At 74.8% G+C, this 14879-nt stretch carries 14 protein-coding genes, 1 tRNA gene and 1 other RNA gene; 6 read left to right on the forward strand and 10 right to left on the reverse strand.

From position 1 onward, the window contains the following. Positions 1-18 precede the first annotated feature (18 nt). Genes H0S67_RS01970 through H0S67_RS01980 form a run of 3 tightly spaced genes read right to left on the reverse strand, consistent with a single transcriptional unit; the run spans position 19 to position 2842 of the window. Complete coding sequence (locus H0S67_RS01970) at positions 19-1515, reverse strand: hypothetical protein (RefSeq protein ID WP_180935228.1); 1497 nt, start codon at positions 1513-1515, stop codon at positions 19-21. Further along, positions 1512-2396 (reverse strand): hypothetical protein, encoded by an 885-nt coding sequence (locus H0S67_RS01975; RefSeq protein ID WP_180935229.1) that lies wholly within the window; start codon positions 2394-2396, stop codon positions 1512-1514. The genes H0S67_RS01970 and H0S67_RS01975 overlap by 4 nt, the downstream gene beginning before the upstream one ends. Beyond that, positions 2396-2842, reverse strand: a complete 447-nt coding sequence (locus H0S67_RS01980; protein WP_180935230.1) for a WXG100 family type VII secretion target — start codon at positions 2840-2842, stop codon at positions 2396-2398. The genes H0S67_RS01975 and H0S67_RS01980 overlap by 1 nt, the downstream gene beginning before the upstream one ends. 149 nt (positions 2843-2991) lie before the next feature. On the opposite strand from H0S67_RS01980, the gene H0S67_RS01985 reads away from it, so the two are divergent. Continuing rightward, complete coding sequence (locus tag H0S67_RS01985) at positions 2992-4503, forward strand: potassium/proton antiporter (RefSeq protein ID WP_180935231.1); 1512 nt, start codon at positions 2992-2994, stop codon at positions 4501-4503. Positions 4504-4556: 53 nt separating this feature from the next. On the opposite strand, the gene H0S67_RS01990 is transcribed toward H0S67_RS01985, so the two are convergent. The 5 genes from H0S67_RS01990 to eccCa all read right to left on the reverse strand — a co-directional run bounded on the left by H0S67_RS01990 (position 4557) and on the right by eccCa (position 9765). Continuing rightward, positions 4557-5063, reverse strand: a complete 507-nt coding sequence (locus H0S67_RS01990) for a LytR C-terminal domain-containing protein (RefSeq protein WP_180935232.1) — start codon at positions 5061-5063, stop codon at positions 4557-4559. Between the two features lies 1 nt (position 5064). Continuing rightward, positions 5065-5361, reverse strand: coding sequence for a type II toxin-antitoxin system VapB family antitoxin (locus H0S67_RS01995; protein WP_180935233.1), 297 nt, complete (start codon positions 5359-5361; stop codon positions 5065-5067). Positions 5362-5470: 109 nt separating this feature from the next. Next, a complete protein-coding gene (locus H0S67_RS02000) occupies positions 5471-5644 on the reverse strand; it encodes a hypothetical protein (RefSeq protein WP_180935234.1) in 174 nt (57 codons plus the stop codon). Positions 5645-5794: 150 nt separating this feature from the next. After that, a complete protein-coding gene (locus H0S67_RS24215) occupies positions 5795-6583 on the reverse strand; it encodes an FtsK/SpoIIIE domain-containing protein (protein ID WP_246355048.1) in 789 nt (262 codons plus the stop codon). Continuing rightward, a complete protein-coding gene (eccCa, locus tag H0S67_RS02005; protein WP_246355049.1) occupies positions 6511-9765 on the reverse strand; it encodes a type VII secretion protein EccCa in 3255 nt (1084 codons plus the stop codon). Before eccCa ends, H0S67_RS24215 begins: the two co-directional genes overlap by 73 nt. A gap of 219 nt (positions 9766-9984) precedes the next feature. On the opposite strand from eccCa, the gene H0S67_RS02010 reads away from it, so the two are divergent. The 4 genes from H0S67_RS02010 to H0S67_RS02025 are packed head-to-tail and all read left to right on the forward strand — an operon-like array spanning position 9985 to position 13450. Then, on the forward strand, positions 9985-10305 hold the full coding sequence (locus H0S67_RS02010; protein ID WP_180935235.1) for a WXG100 family type VII secretion target: 321 nt from the start codon (positions 9985-9987) through the stop codon (positions 10303-10305). A 29-nt stretch (positions 10306-10334) separates the two neighbouring features. Then, positions 10335-10631, forward strand: coding sequence for a WXG100 family type VII secretion target (locus H0S67_RS02015; protein WP_180935236.1), 297 nt, complete (start codon positions 10335-10337; stop codon positions 10629-10631). Further along, positions 10628-12007: an EsaB/YukD family protein gene (locus H0S67_RS02020; RefSeq protein ID WP_180935237.1), complete on the forward strand. Its 1380-nt coding sequence runs from the start codon at positions 10628-10630 to the stop codon at positions 12005-12007. The genes H0S67_RS02015 and H0S67_RS02020 overlap by 4 nt, the downstream gene beginning before the upstream one ends. 3 nt (positions 12008-12010) lie before the next feature. Continuing rightward, positions 12011-13450 (forward strand): type VII secretion protein EccB, encoded by a 1440-nt coding sequence (locus H0S67_RS02025; RefSeq protein WP_180935238.1) that lies wholly within the window; start codon positions 12011-12013, stop codon positions 13448-13450. Positions 13451-13460: 10 nt separating this feature from the next. Here H0S67_RS02025 and H0S67_RS02030 read toward each other — a convergent pair whose 3' ends face one another. Both H0S67_RS02030 and H0S67_RS02035 read right to left on the reverse strand, forming a co-directional pair. Beyond that, entirely contained in the window at positions 13461-14450 is a 990-nt protein-coding gene (locus H0S67_RS02030; RefSeq protein ID WP_180935239.1) for an asparaginase, read from the reverse strand. Between the two features lie 133 nt (positions 14451-14583). Beyond that, a tRNA-Ser gene (locus tag H0S67_RS02035) sits at positions 14584-14672 on the reverse strand. A 97-nt stretch (positions 14673-14769) separates the two neighbouring features. Between H0S67_RS02035 and ffs the strand changes: the two genes are divergently transcribed. Continuing rightward, an RNA gene (gene ffs, locus H0S67_RS02040) (signal recognition particle sRNA small type) lies at positions 14770-14860 on the forward strand. Positions 14861-14879: the final 19 nt, after the last annotated feature.

Genomic DNA, 14879 nt, shown 5'->3' on the forward strand with positions numbered 1-14879 from the left:
CCGCACCGGGCGGGAACCCTACGGCGCCCGGGTGATCTGGAAGACCTGGCTGGTCACCGTCACGTCGGCCGCGCCCGGCCCGGCGAGGAAGCCGTGGTGGCGCAGGCTGTGCAGCTGCTCGACCAGGGACGGGTCGTCGGAGGCGTCCACCGCGGCCGCGCCGTGGGTGTAGTGCGTCAGGCTGTGGCTGTCGCCGATCCCGGTGCCGGGATCGTCGAAGTGACAGGTGACCTGCTGGGGCGAGTCGGGGTTCTCCTCGCCGTCGAGCAGCGGCACGACGTCACCGTGGTTCTCCAGCGAGAGCACGTGCGTCCCGGGTGGGAAGCCGTCCACCTGCGCCGTCGGCGACCCCGCGGTGACGACGTTCGTCACGTCGAAGTCGCTGCCGTTGCCGAGGATCGCCGCCGCCTCCATGCCTCCCTGGGAGTGACCCGCCAGGAGCACCGGGTCGTGCGGCCCGATGCCGGCGTCGTGCATCGCCTGCAGGATGCCGCCGAGGTAGGCGTTGTCGTGGCGGCCGACCAGCTGGAGGTTGGTGCCCATGTCGCGCACGTCGCCGTCCTGGGTCCACGGCAGCGTGGTCATGTCGTCGGTGCCCGGCAGGTACACGATGTGGCGGACCTGCCCGTCGCCGAGGTGGATCGTCTGGATCTCGACGGTGCCGTTGGCGCCCGGGTGCTGCACGTCGGACAGCTCGTTGACCTCGTCGAGGTGCGCCAGGACGTCGGAGAGGCTGCCCGGCCGGGTGTGCCCGCCGGTCGTGGTCAGGTCGGTGCCGTGCACCACGAAGCCGCCGTCGTCGCCGTACAGCGCGGCCAGGGTGCCGGCCGCCGACTCGGTGTCGGGGGTGAACGCCGGGATCCCGAACGGCCCGCCCGGCAGGCCGGGGGTCGTCCCGTCCCACAGCCCGTCGAGCAGCCCGCCGCCCCCGTTGACCAGGTGCTGGACCAGGGCTGGGTGGTCCATCAGCCAGGACTGGGTGGCGGCGCCCGCGCCGGCGCCGCCCCGGCGCAGCTGTTGCTGCAGCCCGGGCGGCAGGTGCTGCCAGGTCAGCAGCGCCAGCGGCCCGGCGGTGACAGCGACCGTGAGCAGGGCCGGTACTGTCGGGATCAGGGCGGACCCGGAGGCGCGGCCCACGAGGTAGTCGACGGCCTCGAACGTCGCGTGCACGATCTCGTCGGCGTCCTGGAGCACCCGCACGGTAACCCGGACCAGGATCGCGTCGGTCTCCCAGCCCAGTGACTCGGCGAGCAGTCCGTCGGGACCGGTCGTGGCGTCGAGGACCGCTCCCTCCACCGCGGCGAACGTCACCGGTGAGAGCACCGCGGACGCCACCAGGTCGCCGTCGGCCAGGATGCGTGCGCCCAGCCCGGCCCAGCCGCGCATCCGGTCGCCGGCGGTGTCGTACGTCGTGGCGAGCTCGAGCACCGCGGCGTACGTCGCGGCCAGGCCCGCCGATCCGCCGGTGACCCCGGTGATCGCGACGGGGCCGCCGTCGCGGCTCTCGGCCGTCACGACCGGACCTCCACGACGAGCCGCGCCACCTCGGCGCCCAGCCGCAACGGCGCGACGGGCTGGAGACGGACGCGGGGTTGCCCGTCGCGGAACTGCGGCACCAGCGCGCGCCAGCCGTCGGGGAAGAGCAGCCAGGAGACCCAGCCGATCCGCCGGGCACCGCGGGTGCCGACCCCGGCCACGACCGTGCGCATCCTGCCCACCGCCGCGGCGTGCAGCCGGCGCACCTGCGCATCGGTCGTCGCCGGCCCGAGAGGGACCGGGTCGTCGTCGACGTGGACCCCGCCGGCGTGGCGTCGCTCCAGGTCGGCCAGCACGTCCTCGCGGTGCAGCCGCAACGCCGCCCCGCTGCCGAGCAGCAGCTCGTGGGGGAGGTCGACCACCGCGGCGGGTGGGGGCCCGGGCGCCGACGGGGTCCGCACGGTCACGGCACGGGCGAGCTCGACCTGCCACAGGTCGTCGTCGTGCCACCCGAGCTCGAGCAGCCGGCCCCCGGCGGTGGACAGGCTCGCCACCCGACCACAACGACGCCGCTGCCAGGAGTGCAGGTGGACGAACCCGGCGGGGGCGTCCGAGCGGCGGACGGACACGTCCACGTCGACCAGGACCTCGGGGTAGCCGAGGACCGCCCACGCGCCGACGACCTCGGGGTCGATCCGGCCGTCCGGCGTCACCAGGTGGTGGCGACGCAGCTCTGCGACGGGATCCTGCGCGTCGGCCGAGGGACGGCGCCCGCGCTCCCAGGGCAGCGGGGTGCCGGTGCGGTCCGCGAGGTGCTCGACGGCGGCCCGCGAGAGCCGGAGCCTGCGCGGCAGCCGGAGGGCCGGCTCCGCCGGAGGAGCGACGGTGCGGCCGTCCGCGGCGAGGGTCACGGCGACCATCAGGGCAGCCCCGGCAGGTCGACCTCGAGCCACTCCTTGCTGCCCCGCGGTGGTGGGACGAAGCGGTCCAGCATCTCGTCGACGGGGTCGGGCAGGACGTGCCGGACCCCGTCGAGCAGGTCGTGGCGGAGGGCGGCCAGCCGGTCGCGGGCGCCCGCCACGAGGGCGCGCACCCGGCGCTCGACGGCGGCGATCAGCTCCTCGAGGCGGTCGACCTCGGCCGCGTGGCGATCGAGCGCCTCCGCCGCGTCCTCGTGGAGCGACGCGGTCCGCCTCAGGGCTGCCGCCCGGTCGTGCGACCGGCGCCGCATCGCGTCGGCCGCCAGGCCGCTCCAGTGCACGCGCTCTGCCCGGGCGGCGAGACGGTCGGCCTCCTGACGGATGTCGGCCGCCTGGTCCCGCATCGCCCGGGCGAGGCCGCGGAGGACGCGGGTGTCGCCGTACATCTCGTGCTCCTCGGGTCGGGTGACGGCATGCTGCTCCCGGCCCGGAGGCGGCGCAACGCCGGTGCGGCAGCGCTGTGGACGGCCGTTCCGGGAAGCGGGGGCCGATAGACTGCGTGCTCGCCGCCCCTGCAATTGCACGAGGTGACCTCTTGTCGTTCGACGTCCACCAGCTCGACACATTCCTGCTGGTGGGTTCCGCGGTCACCCTGCTCGCGATCCTCGCCGTCCGGTTCTCCTCGAGCGCCGGGCTGCCCAGCCTGCTGGTCTACCTGCTGATGGGCGTGGCGCTGGGCGAGTCGGGACTCGGCATCCACTTCGAGAACGCCGAGCTCGCCCACTCCCTGGGCTTCGCCGCGCTCGCGGTCATCCTGGCCGAGGGCGGCCTGACCACCCGCTGGAGCGAGGCCCGTCCCTCCATGCGGCTCGGCCTCTCGCTCGCGACGATCGGCGTCTGCGTCTCGGTCGCGGTGGTGGCGCTGGCCGGGCACTACTTGCTCGGCCTGTCCTGGGAGCTCGCCGTGCTCCTCGGCGCGGTCACCTCCCCGACGGACGCGGCCGCGGTCTTCTCGGTGCTCCGCGTGGTCCCGCTGCCGCGGAGGCTGGTCGGGGCGCTGGAGGCCGAGTCCGGCCTGAACGACGCCCCCACCGTCGTCCTGGTGACGCTGATCTCCACCGGCGCGGTGTCCGACCACGGGCTGCTGGGCACGGGCGGCATCGTGGCCTACGAGCTGCTGGCCGGCACCGGCTTCGGCCTGCTCTGCGGGTTCGGCGGTGCGTGGGTGATGCGCCGGGCCGCGCTGCCGTCCTCGGGCCTCTACCCGCTCGCCGTGCTCACGCTGACCTTCCTGGCGTACGGCGCCGCCGCCACCGCGCACGGCTCCGGCTTCGCCGCGGTGTACGTCGCCGCGCTGGTGCTGGGCAACATGGAGCTGCCCCACCGTGCGGCCACCCGCTCCTTCGCGGAGGGCGTGGCCTGGCTCGCCCAGATCGGCCTCTTCGTGATGCTGGGCCTGCTGCTGTCCCCGGCGCGGATCAGCCTGTCGACGGTCGGGCTCGCCATCGTGGCCGGGCTGGTGCTGACCTTCGTGGCACGTCCGGTGTCGGTGGTGGTCAGCTCGGTCGTGCAGCGGATGTCCTGGCGCGAGCTGTCCTTCCTGTCGTGGGCGGGGCTGCGCGGCGCGGTGCCCATCGTCCTCACGACCATCCCGCTGGCCGAGGGGGTCGAGGGCGCCACCCGGCTCTTCGACCTGGTCTTCGTCATGGTCGTGATCTACACGATGCTGACCGGTCCGACCCTGCCGATGGTGGCGCGACTGCTGAAGGTCGCGCGGCGCTCGGAGCCCCGCGGGCTGGAGATGGAGGCCGCGCCGCTGGAGCGGATCGCGGCCGACCTGCTGCAGGTCACGATCAGCCCCGTCTCACGGATGCACGGGGTGGAGGTGGGCGAGCTGCGGCTGCCCAAGGGGGTCTCGGTGAGCATGGTGATCCGGGACGGGGAGACGCTGGTCCCGGAGCGTCGCACGGTGCTGCGGCACGGCGACGACCTGCTGGTCGTGACCCCGCGCCGGCTCCGCGACCAGACCGAGCAGCGGCTGCGCCAGGTCAGCGAGGGCGGGCGGCTGGCCCAGTGGCTGGGACGGCCTCCGCACCGGCCGGCCTGATGGAAGCCGGCCTGTCAGCCCAGCCCGTCGGCCCAGCCCGTCGGCCCAGCCCGTCAACCCAGGGGAGGGCTGCAGATCACGGCGTCGGCGCGGGCGACCACGAAGTGCGGTCCCTTGCGGAGCTTGGTGAAGCCGTCACCCACCACCACGTTGATGCCGCTGCCGGGGCCCTTCTTCTTCACGACCTTGTGCGCCGGTCCGAAGCGGCTCTCGACCAGCCTCACGGCCGGGTTGTGCGGGTCGGTCGTCCAGATCTGGACGAACGGGACCTTGCTCTTGCCGGGGGCGTCGCCGACGTCACCCTCCTGGAACCCCTGGTCGGTGAAGAACTGCATCGTGGTGCCGGCCAGGCCGTTGCGGGTGCCGGCGTTGTAGACGCTGACGATGATCTCGCTGGGGTAGACCTTGTCGCCCTTGCTGATCTTCTGGTCCTCGCAGAGGGGCGCGGCCACCTTCTTCGGGAAGGGGGCGGTGACGGCCTTCCAGCCCCACACAGCGCCGAGCACGAGGATGAAGCAGAGGACGCCGATCGTCGCTGCCGACCTGACCCCCGCCCGCACGTCAGTCCTCCACGGTGTGGACGCGGGCGTGCAGGACGTTGCGCTGCTGCAGGGCCGCGCGGAGCGCCCGGTGCAGGCCGTCCTCGAGGTAGTACTCGCCGCGCCACTCCACGACATGGGCGAAGAGGTCGCCGTAGAAGGTCGAGTCCTCGTCGAGCAGCGCCGCGAGCTGGAGGGTGTCCTTGGTCGTCACGAGCTCGTCGAGGCGGACCTGGCGCGGCGGGACCGCGGCCCACGCGCGCGAGGACATCCCGTGGTCCGGGTAGGGGCGCCCCTCGCCGACGCGCTTGAAGATCACGCCCGTGACTATAGCCACCGGGCGGTCTCCGGCGGAGCGGTCAGAGCCCCGCCGTACGCCGGCGACCGGCCGCCGCTGGGCAACGGCCGGTCCCCGGGGCCGGCCTGTGTCAGGCGGACCAGCGCACCGAGTCGTCCACGAAGTCCGCCAGGGCGTGGACCCCCCGCAGGTCCGTGCGCGCCTCCATCAACGAGGTGAGGGCGTGGGAGTGGCGGTTGCGCAGCTGGGTGCGCACCTCCCGCGTGCGGTCGACGTCCTGCTCCATCGAGGTAGTGCTCTCCATCTCGTCCTCCTGACCTGGTGATCCCCTTGGAGGCACCAGCCTGCGGGGTCCAGATCGCCGGGAGGTTGACCACGCGTTACAGCCACGTCAAGAGACCGGCTCGAGGTGTGAGGTGCGGCATGTCGGCGACGGCCGCCCGCTCTGCGTGGGTCACGGCGCAGGGTCGGTCCAGGCCATCTGCACGACCTCGGTGCCGCGGTTGCGCGTGACCAGCCGGCCACGGCCGGGCGGGGCCGGCTGCGGCTTCTGGTTCCCGACCAGCGGGCCCTCGTCGGGGCTGCCGGAGAGCAGGAGGCCCGGCGCCGCCAGGTCGCGCATCGACTGGAGCACCGGCTCGTAGATCGCCCGCGAGGCGCCCCCGGAGCGTCGCGCCACCGCGAGGTGCAGGCCGACGTCGCGGGCCTGTGCCATCAGCGGCTGCAGGGTCTGCACCGGCGAGCCCTGCTGGGTCGCCACCAGGTCGTAGTCGTCCACCACCACGAACACCTCGGCCCCCTGCCACCACGCGCGGTTGCGCAGCTGGCCGGGCGTCACGTCGGGCCCGGGGAGCCGGCCCTCCAGGTAGGTCGCGAGGTCGCGGACCGCCGGTCGGGCCTGGGACGCCGAGGTCAGGTAGTGGAGCAGGTAGTCGTCCGGCACCTCGCCGAGCAGCGAGCGCCGGTAGTCGACCACGACGATCTGGGCCTCCTGCGGGGTCCGCGTGCGCATGACCTCCCGCAGGAGGGCCCGCAGCACAGCGCTCTTGCCGGCCTGTCCGTCGCCGAGGACCAGCAGGTGCGGCTCGGCGTCGGCGTCCAGCGCGACCGGGGCCAGCTCCCGCTCGTCGACCCCGAGCAGGAGCCGCCGGTCGCCCTCCCGGGGTGCGGTCAGCCGGCGAACGTCGTCGAGGTCGATGCGCGCGGCAGCAGCCGGAGCTTGGGTCCGTCGGGGCCGCGCCACGCCGCGGCGACGCGCTCGACCAGGTCGTCGACGCCGTCCCCGAGCGTCGACGCGTCCGCCGCCCCGTCGATGCGGGGCAGGGCCGCGAGGAAGTGCCGGCCCCCCGGCACCAGGCCGCGGCCGGGGCGTCCACGCGGCACTTGCGCCGCGACCCGACGGTCGATCTCGGAGTCCATCGGGTCGCCGAGCCGCAGCTCGAGGCGCGTCCCGAAGAGGTCCCGGGTCGCGGCCCGGAAGTCCGACCACCGGGTCGCGCCGGCGACGACGTGGAGGCCGAAGGTGAGGCCTCGCGTGGCGAGCTGCTGCAGCTCGGTCTCGAGGTCGTCGAACTCCGCGCGCAGGGTGCTCCACCCGTCCACGACGAGGAACACGTCGCCGTACCCGTCGTCCACGCGGCCGGCCGCCCGACGCGACCGGTAGGTCTCGATGGAGTCGATCCCGTGGGCGCGGAAGCAGGCCTCGCGGCGGTCGACGACACCGCGGACCTCGGCGACGATGCGGCGTACGACGTCGGGCTCGGACCTGGCGCCGACCCCCGCGACGTGGGGCAGCCGCGCCAGCGGCGCGAAGGTGCCGCCCCCGAAGTCGAGGACGAAGAACTGTGCCTCCAGCGGCGTGGTGGTGAGCGACGTGCTGGTCACGATCGTGCGCAGCATCGTGCTCTTGCCGCAGCGCGGGCCGCCGACGACGGCGACGTGGCCGTCGAGGTCGACCGTCAGCGTGTCGCGCCGCTGCTCGCGCGGCAGGTCGACGGTGCCGACCGGGACCACCAGGCCACCGCGCTCGAGCCAGCGCGGCGAGACCAGGCCCAGGCGTGGGTCCTCGTCCAGGCCGGCCATGAGCCCGTCGAGCGTGTCGGGCGCCTCTAGCGGGGGCAGCCACACCCGGTGGGCGGCGGGGCCGTGCCCCGCCAGGCGGCTCACGGCGACCTCGAGCAGCGACCGCTGGTCGCCCGGGCCGGCGGCCGGGACGGGCACGGGCCGGGACTCCGGCTCGGCGGGACCCGGCCCGTGCACCTCGGCGACCGTGAACGGCAGGATGCCCGGCGGGTCGCCGCGCTCGTCGCGACGCGCCCGCACCCGGTCCGCCGCGGGACCGGACACGTAGGCGGCCTCGAAGCGAAGCATCGTGGCGGGGTCGGGCCTGAGGTAGCCCAGTCCGGGTACCGCTGGCAGCTCGTAGGCGTCGGGGACGCCCAGCACCGAGCGTGACTCGGCGGCGCTGAAGGTGCGCAGGCCGATCCGGTAGGACAGGTGCGACTCGAGGCCGCGGAGACGGCCCTCCTCGAGCCGCTGCGACGCGAGCAGGAGGTGGAGCCCGAGGGACCTGCCGAGGCGCCCGATCGCGACGAAGAGGTCGATGAACTCAGGCTTGGCCGACAGCATCTCGGAGAACTCGTCGACCACGATGAACAGCGCAGGGAGGGGGGCCAGGTCCTCGCCCGCCGCCCGGGCCCTCTCGTAGTCGCGGACCGACGCGAGGTTCCCGGCGTCGCGGAGCAGCTCCTGGCGGCGCACCATCTCGCCCGACAGTGCGTCCTGCATGCGGTCGACGAGCGTGAGGTCCTGGGCCAGGTTGGTGATGACCGCCGAGACGTGCGGCACCTGCGCCATCCCGGCGAAGGTGGCGCCACCCTTGAAGTCGACCAGCACCATGTTCAGCTGCTCGGGCGAGTGGGTCAGCGCCAGCCCGAGGACCAGGGTGCGCAGGAGCTCCGACTTGCCGGAGCCCGTCGCGCCGACGACCAGGCCGTGCGGGCCCATGCCCTGCTGGGCGGACTCCTTGAGGTCGAGGTGGACCACCGAGCCACCCTCGCCGAGGCCGATCGGCACCCGCAGCCGGTCGCGAGCCGGCCGCGGCCGCCAAGCGGTGGCCGGGTCGAGGGAGCCGACGTCGCCGAGACCGAGCAGCTCCATCGCGTCCGAGGGGCCGGTGCTCGCACTGCCTTCGACCCGGCCGAGGCCGGTCGTGTGGAGCGGGGTCAGCCGGCGTGCCAAGGCCTCGGCCGTGGCAAGGTCGCACCGGTCGGCCCGCCCGCGCACGGTCTCCTCGCGCAGCCGCAGCGCCTGCATCGGGTGGCGACCGTCCGCCGCGGCCTCGTCGTCGAGCAGGAGGCGCAGCCGGCTCCCGTCGTCGAGCTCGTTCCAGCTGACCGGCAGGTCGAGGACGGTGACGCCGTCCCGGCCCTCGGGTGGTACGACGGGGTTCCCGGGCGGGAGCGGCATCCCGTCGGTGACCAGCAGCACGTGCGGTGGCCCGGGTCGCTCGTCAGCGCCCGTGCGGGGGCCGTCGTCGAGACCGGGCGGGAGCAGCGCGGCCAGGTCGGTGAGCGAGCTGGACACCATCCGTCTCGGCCCTACCGCGTCGGAGCGGCGGCGGCTCAGGGCGTGCGGCAACCACTTGACCCAGTCCCAGCGGACCAGGTCCTGCTCCGGGCAGAGCACGGCGACCACGAGGTGCTCGGGCGAGTGGGACCCGGTGGCCGAGCAGAGCAGGGCGCGGGCCAGGGACCGTGCCGGTTCCTCGGGTCCGCAGACCTCGACTCGCATGAAGGCGCGCAGGTCGAGGGTGGTCGGGAGGTCGGGCTGCACCCGGTGCACGGCGAGCAGGCGGTGGAGTGCGGTGGCGCAGGCCGGGTCGGCCCGGTCGGGCGACGCGTCCTCCGGCGCGACCAGCTCGAGGGCGAGCGGCTGCGTGCACAGGCCGAAGCGAACGTGCAGGAAGTGGTCGTCGGAGCTGTCACGCTCCCACACCCGGGAGCGCTCCTCGGCCAGCGCCGGCAGGGCGTCGGGGTCCGGGTGGTGCCAGGTCAGCGCCCGACGCTGCTGGTCGGCCGCCCGGCGCGCGAGGTCGCGGACTCCCGCCAGGTAGCCGAGGTACTCGGTGCGAGGCCCGGCGACCTGCCGGGCGCGCTGCCGGCGCTGCCGGTCCAGCTGCACGAGGACGAAGCTGACCGTGGCGAGCAGGAAGCCACCGGCGGTGACGTAGCTGCGGCCGTCGGCGCCTCCGCTCGCCGTCGCCATCACGACGATCGACCCGAGGCTGCCGAGCATGGGGATCGCGTTCAGCAGCACGCCGCCGGCCCCCTCGCCGGCCTCGAGCCGCGGCGGTGCCTGGAGGTCGACCCGGCCGGCCGGCACCTCGGGCGCGTCCGGCCGCGTCCCGCGCAACCTCGTGCCCACGACGCCCCTCTCGTCCGTTCGTGGCCCGATGTTAGGCACGCTGGCCGGCTCCCGGAGGCCGTCGACCGCGGCGCCTGTGGAGAACCCGGCCCTCCTTTCGCCCCTGTGGAAACCGATCAACCCCGACGCGCCGGAAGTGCTTCAGTGACAGGGCGTCGCAGGGGCGGCGCCACGGGGATCCCGGGGCGGTGGCCCGCCACGGTGAGGAGAGGAAGGCACATGTCGAACAGCGCTCCCGAGATGGGACAGGGCGAGCGGACGCTGTCCCGGGCTGCGGGGATGGTGGCGGAGGCCAAGCAGGACTTCGACGGGTTCAGCCGCAGGCTCGACGGCCAGATCGCCGGGCTGCGGGGCGCGTGGTGCGGCGCCGGGGGCACGGCGTTCTTCGCGCTGCACCAGGCCTGGACCGAGAGGCAGCGCGTGATCACCGGCGCCCTCGACGAGTTCGAGGCGTCCCTGCGGTCCACCGAGCGGGACAACACCCACACCGACCAGACCCAGGCCGCCGGCTACCAGCGCACCGCCGGCCGCCTCGGCTGACCACCGACGAGGACCGAGGAGACACAGCCATGACGCTCGACGCACTTCGCGTCAACCATGCCGGGCTCGACACCGCGGCGCAGGACATGTGCCGCACGGTCCGGGAGATCGACGAACGGATGGGCCGGCTCGAGCAGGAGGTGGCGCCCCTGCGCAGCGACTGGACCGGGAGCGCCCAGCAGGCCTACGGCGTCGCCAAGTCCAGGTGGGACAGGGCGATCGAGGAGATGCGTGATCTCCTCGACGAGACGAGCAGGACCGTCCAGCAGTCCAACGCCGACTACCGCGCCGCGGACCTGCGCGGCGCGGCGTCCTTCGGCGGGTGAGCCAGCCGCCCGGCGGCGCCTCGACCCTGCTGCGCGTCACCGTCGCGTCCGGCACCCGCCGGGTCGACCTCGCGCTCCCGGGCGTCGTCCCGCTGGCCGAGCTGGTGCCCGACCTGGCCCGCAGCGTCGGACTGCTCGACGCCGCCACGGTGGCCGGCGGCTACCGCGTGGTCACGCCCGGTGGTCGCGAGCTGTCGGGCGACTCGGGACTGGTCGTCCAGGGCATCGAGGACGGCGGCCTGCTCACCCTCGCCGCCGGCGTCGACGACCCCGCGCCGCGGGTTTACGACGACGTGGTCGAGGCGATGTCCGACGTCGTGCTGCACGACCTCAGGGGCTGGGATGCAGCCGCGGGGCGGCGTACCGCCCTGACGGCCGCGGGCCTGCTCCTCCTCGGCGGCGCCGTCGCCCTGGTGGTCCAGCGGGGGTCGCCGCTCGCCGCGGCGGCCGCGGCGGTGGCGGCGATCTCGCTGCTGGTCGGCGCGGTCGTGCTCTCCCGCCTCGGGGACGAGACCGCGGTCCCCGTCGGGATGAGCTGGCTGGCGTCGGGCTACGCCGGAGTCGCCGGCCTGGTGCCGACGACCCACGACCGCTTCCCCGGCCTCGCGATCGCCGGCGCCGGCGCCGGGGCGCTCGTGGCGGGACTGGTCGCGCTGCTCGGACTGGGTGCGGGGCGGGTCCTCGCGATCCCACCCGCGGGGGTGGGAGCCGTCCTCCTGGCCGCCGGGCTCGTGATGCGGGCGACCGCGTTCGACCCCGCGGTCGTGCTGGTCACCGCCCTGGTCCTGGTGGCCATGGCGGGCAGCGTGTTCCCGTGGCTGGCCCTGGGCGCCACGGGGGCCACCGCCGGCCGGCACAGCGCGGTCGCACCGGTCACGACCGCGGCCGCGGAGATCGACCCGGCCCGGGTGCGCGCAGACGCCCGCCTGGCCCACCAGGTCCTCGTGTCCCTGTCGGCGACGGTGGGCCTGCTGCTGGTCCTGCTGGCGCCGGCCGCCGTCTCGCTGGGGCTCGCCGGCAGCGCGCTCGCGGTGCTGGTGGCCCTGGTCACGATGCTGCGCACCCGGCAGTACCACGCCCACGCGGCCGTTCTCGTCGGCCTGTCGTCCGGGGTCCTCGGCCTGGTCTCGGTGGTGACCTCGCTGCTGATGGGGCACGTCGGCTGGCGACCGGCCACGGCCGTCGCGCTCGTCACCCTCGGCGGCGTGCTGCTGCTCGTCACGCTGATGCGGTCGGCCCCGACCGAGCGGGCCGACCCGCCTCGCCGGTCGGATCGTCGCGGCCGCGCCGGCGACCTCGCGGAGACGGTGGCCCTGGTCTCGCTGCTGCCGCTCCTCGTGGTGGCCGGCGGTCTCCTCACGGCGATCCGGGGCTGAGTCGTGGCCACCGGGCGCGACCTCGCCGAGGCCCACTCCTTCGGCCGCCGGCGCCTGGTGACCGCATTTGTCTCGGGGTCGCCCGCCGGCAGCGGGGTCGAGCCTCTCCGCGCCGGTCGCACCCTGGCCGGAGGCGCGGCCCTGGCGGTGCTGCTCGTCGCGGGAGCTGCCATCGCAGGCATGCTGTCGCCGAGAGACCCGGCCGGGTGGACCGAGCCGGGCCTCGTCGTCTCGCGGGAGACCGGAGCGGCCTACGTGATCCTCGAGCGGAGTGACCACCCGGTGCTGCGACCGGTCGACAACATCACCTCCGCACGCCTGGCCCTCGACACCGGGGTCGGGTCCTCGCCGCGCATCGTCTCCCAGCGGAGCATCGACGCCCAGACGGTCGGCGCCGACCTCGGGATCCCCGGCGCGCCGGCGAGCCTGCCCGCCCCCTCGCGGCTGGTCCGGGACGGCTGGACGGCGTGCACTGCCGATCGGGAAGGCCTGCGAGTCGCGGTCCCCGGGGAGGCCGCCGTGCGGGACGTGCCCCAGGGCGGCTTCGTGGTCGAGAGCGAGGGCGCCTACTACCTGGTCGCGGAGGCGGTGGACGGGGCCGGCACCTCACTGGGTGCCCATCGCTACGCGCTGCCGCCGAGCACCGGACGCGGCGGGGACGACCAGGACAACCTGCTCGACGCGCTCGGGCTGCCGTCCCGCTCCAGCGCCGCCCGGGTGCCGGGGGAGTGGCTGCGGCTCTTCCCCGACGGTGGCGACCTGGACTGGGCGTCGTTCCGGGTCCGCGGGTTCGGCGACCGGGTGCCGCGGGCGGGCACGCTGGGCCTGCCGGCGGACGCCCGCGTGGGCGACGTGCTGACCACCGGCTCCGAGTCCCTGCTGCTGACCGGGAGGGCCGTCGTCGAGCTGAACGACTTCGCGCTGGCGGTCTACCGCAACGGGCCGACCCCCATGGGGAGGCTCGGGGAGGCGCCGCGCCGAGGTGGCGAGCCGGTCGAGTTCCGCGTCGACGGGCCGCCGCACATCGGCCGCGCCGGTCCGGCGTACGCCGCCGCGCGCTGGCCCGCCGGCCGCTTGCACGACCCCGGCGGCGACCACTGCGCCGTGCTCGACGCGACCTGCGGCGCCGCCCCAACGGTCCGGATCGCCACCGACGCCACCGGTGACGCGTCGCCGACCACCCTGCGCGCGGGCGACCGCGAGGTCGCCGTCCAGCCGGGCCGCGGCGCCTACGTCCTCACCGGGGACTGGTCCCACATCGACCGGGGCCGACCGTTCGTCGTCGATGCGCAGGGCCGGAGCCACCGGCTGGTGGGGCCGGACGCCGCGGACCGGCTGGGCTACGCCCACTACCCCGTCGCCGTCGTCCCCGGCTCCTGGGTGGAGCTGTTCGACAGGGGCGTGCGCCTCTCGGTCGACGACGCCCTGCGGTCCGGGCGCTGACTGGCCTCCCTCAGCCGCGCTCCGCGAACTCCCTCGCGATTGCGGCGCCGTCCGACCCGGCGGCGAGCAGCAGGCGCAGCAGGATCCTGGCCTTGTAGGGGTCCAGCAGCCCGCCGTTGACCAGCCCTCGTCGGAGCAGGTCGACCTCCGACCCGGGTGCTCCGTACGTGTGGGTCAGCACCGACCCGCCGCCCGTGCGCGACGTGAGTACGACGGGAATCCGCTCCGCCAGCGCTCCGAGCCGTGGCGCGAGCGCGGCCGGCACGTGCCCCACGCCGAACCCCGCGACGACCAGGCCGTCGTGGGTGTCCGCAAGCCCGTCCAACCGGTCCCCGTCGTCCTCGAGGGACACCACGTGCAGCGCCACGCGCCGGGCTGCGAGGCGGTCGTGGTCGGGCGCGGAGAGGGGCTGTTTCCTCAGCGGCCGCGTCAGGAGCCGGACCCGGCCCTCGATGACGTGCCCGAGAGGGCCCGCGTCGGGAGACCCGAACGTCGCCGTACTGGTGCTGTGCTGCTTGCCCACCCACCGCGCGGCGTGGATCTCGTCGTTGAGCACGACGAGCGCTCCGAGGTCGCGGGCGTCGGGGGAGGCCGCGACCCGGGCGGCGGCGAGGAGGTTCGCGGGGCCGTCGGGCCCGGCCAGCGTGGGGTTGCGCATCGCTCCCGTCACCACGAAGGGCTCGGCGTGCGCCCACACCAGGTCGACGAGGAACGCCGTCTCCTCGAGCGTGTCGGTGCCCTGGCTGAGCACGACGCCGCGAGCGCCTGCCTCGATCGCCCGGGACGCGGCCGCCGCCACGTCGAGCACCTGCGCGAAGGTCAGCGACGCACTGGGCACGGCCTCGACGTCGTGGATCTCGAGGTCCTCGCCGAGGTCGGCCAGACCCGGCACGGCGGCCGTCAGGTCTCGTCCGGTCAGCCGGGCGACGACGCCGTCGCCGTCGGGCGCGACGCCGGCCATGGAGATCGTGCCACCGAGGGTGAAGAGCGCAACGGTCACGGAACGTGACCCTTGCACACGAGGACCGCCGGGAGGACAGGGGATTCGACCCCTGGAGACAGGGAGTGCTGTTGACCCAACCCGCACCCGGAACCACGAACGGCGCCGCACGTGGTGCGACGCCGTTCGGGAGTGGCGGAGGATAGGGGATTCGAACCCCTGAGGGCTATTAACCCAACCCGCTTTCCAAGCGAGCGCCATAGGCCACTAGGCGAATCCTCCGCGGAGGAGAGTACCGGTCGGTTCGCCGAGCCGTGAAATCCCCCGGGTGCGGGTGCCGTCTTGGTGACCGCCGAGCGGCTCCCCTACACTCGGGGCCAACCCCCCGTGTGGCGGCATCTTGCCCAACTCCCCCAGGGCCGGAAGGCAGCAAGGGTAAGCGAGCTCTGTCGGGTACGCGGGGGGCCTTTGCTTTCCCGGGGCCGCGCG

Origin of the sequence: Nocardioides ungokensis (genome assembly GCF_013466985.1) — a bacterium.
Classification (GTDB): domain Bacteria; phylum Actinomycetota; class Actinomycetes; order Propionibacteriales; family Nocardioidaceae; genus Nocardioides; species Nocardioides ungokensis.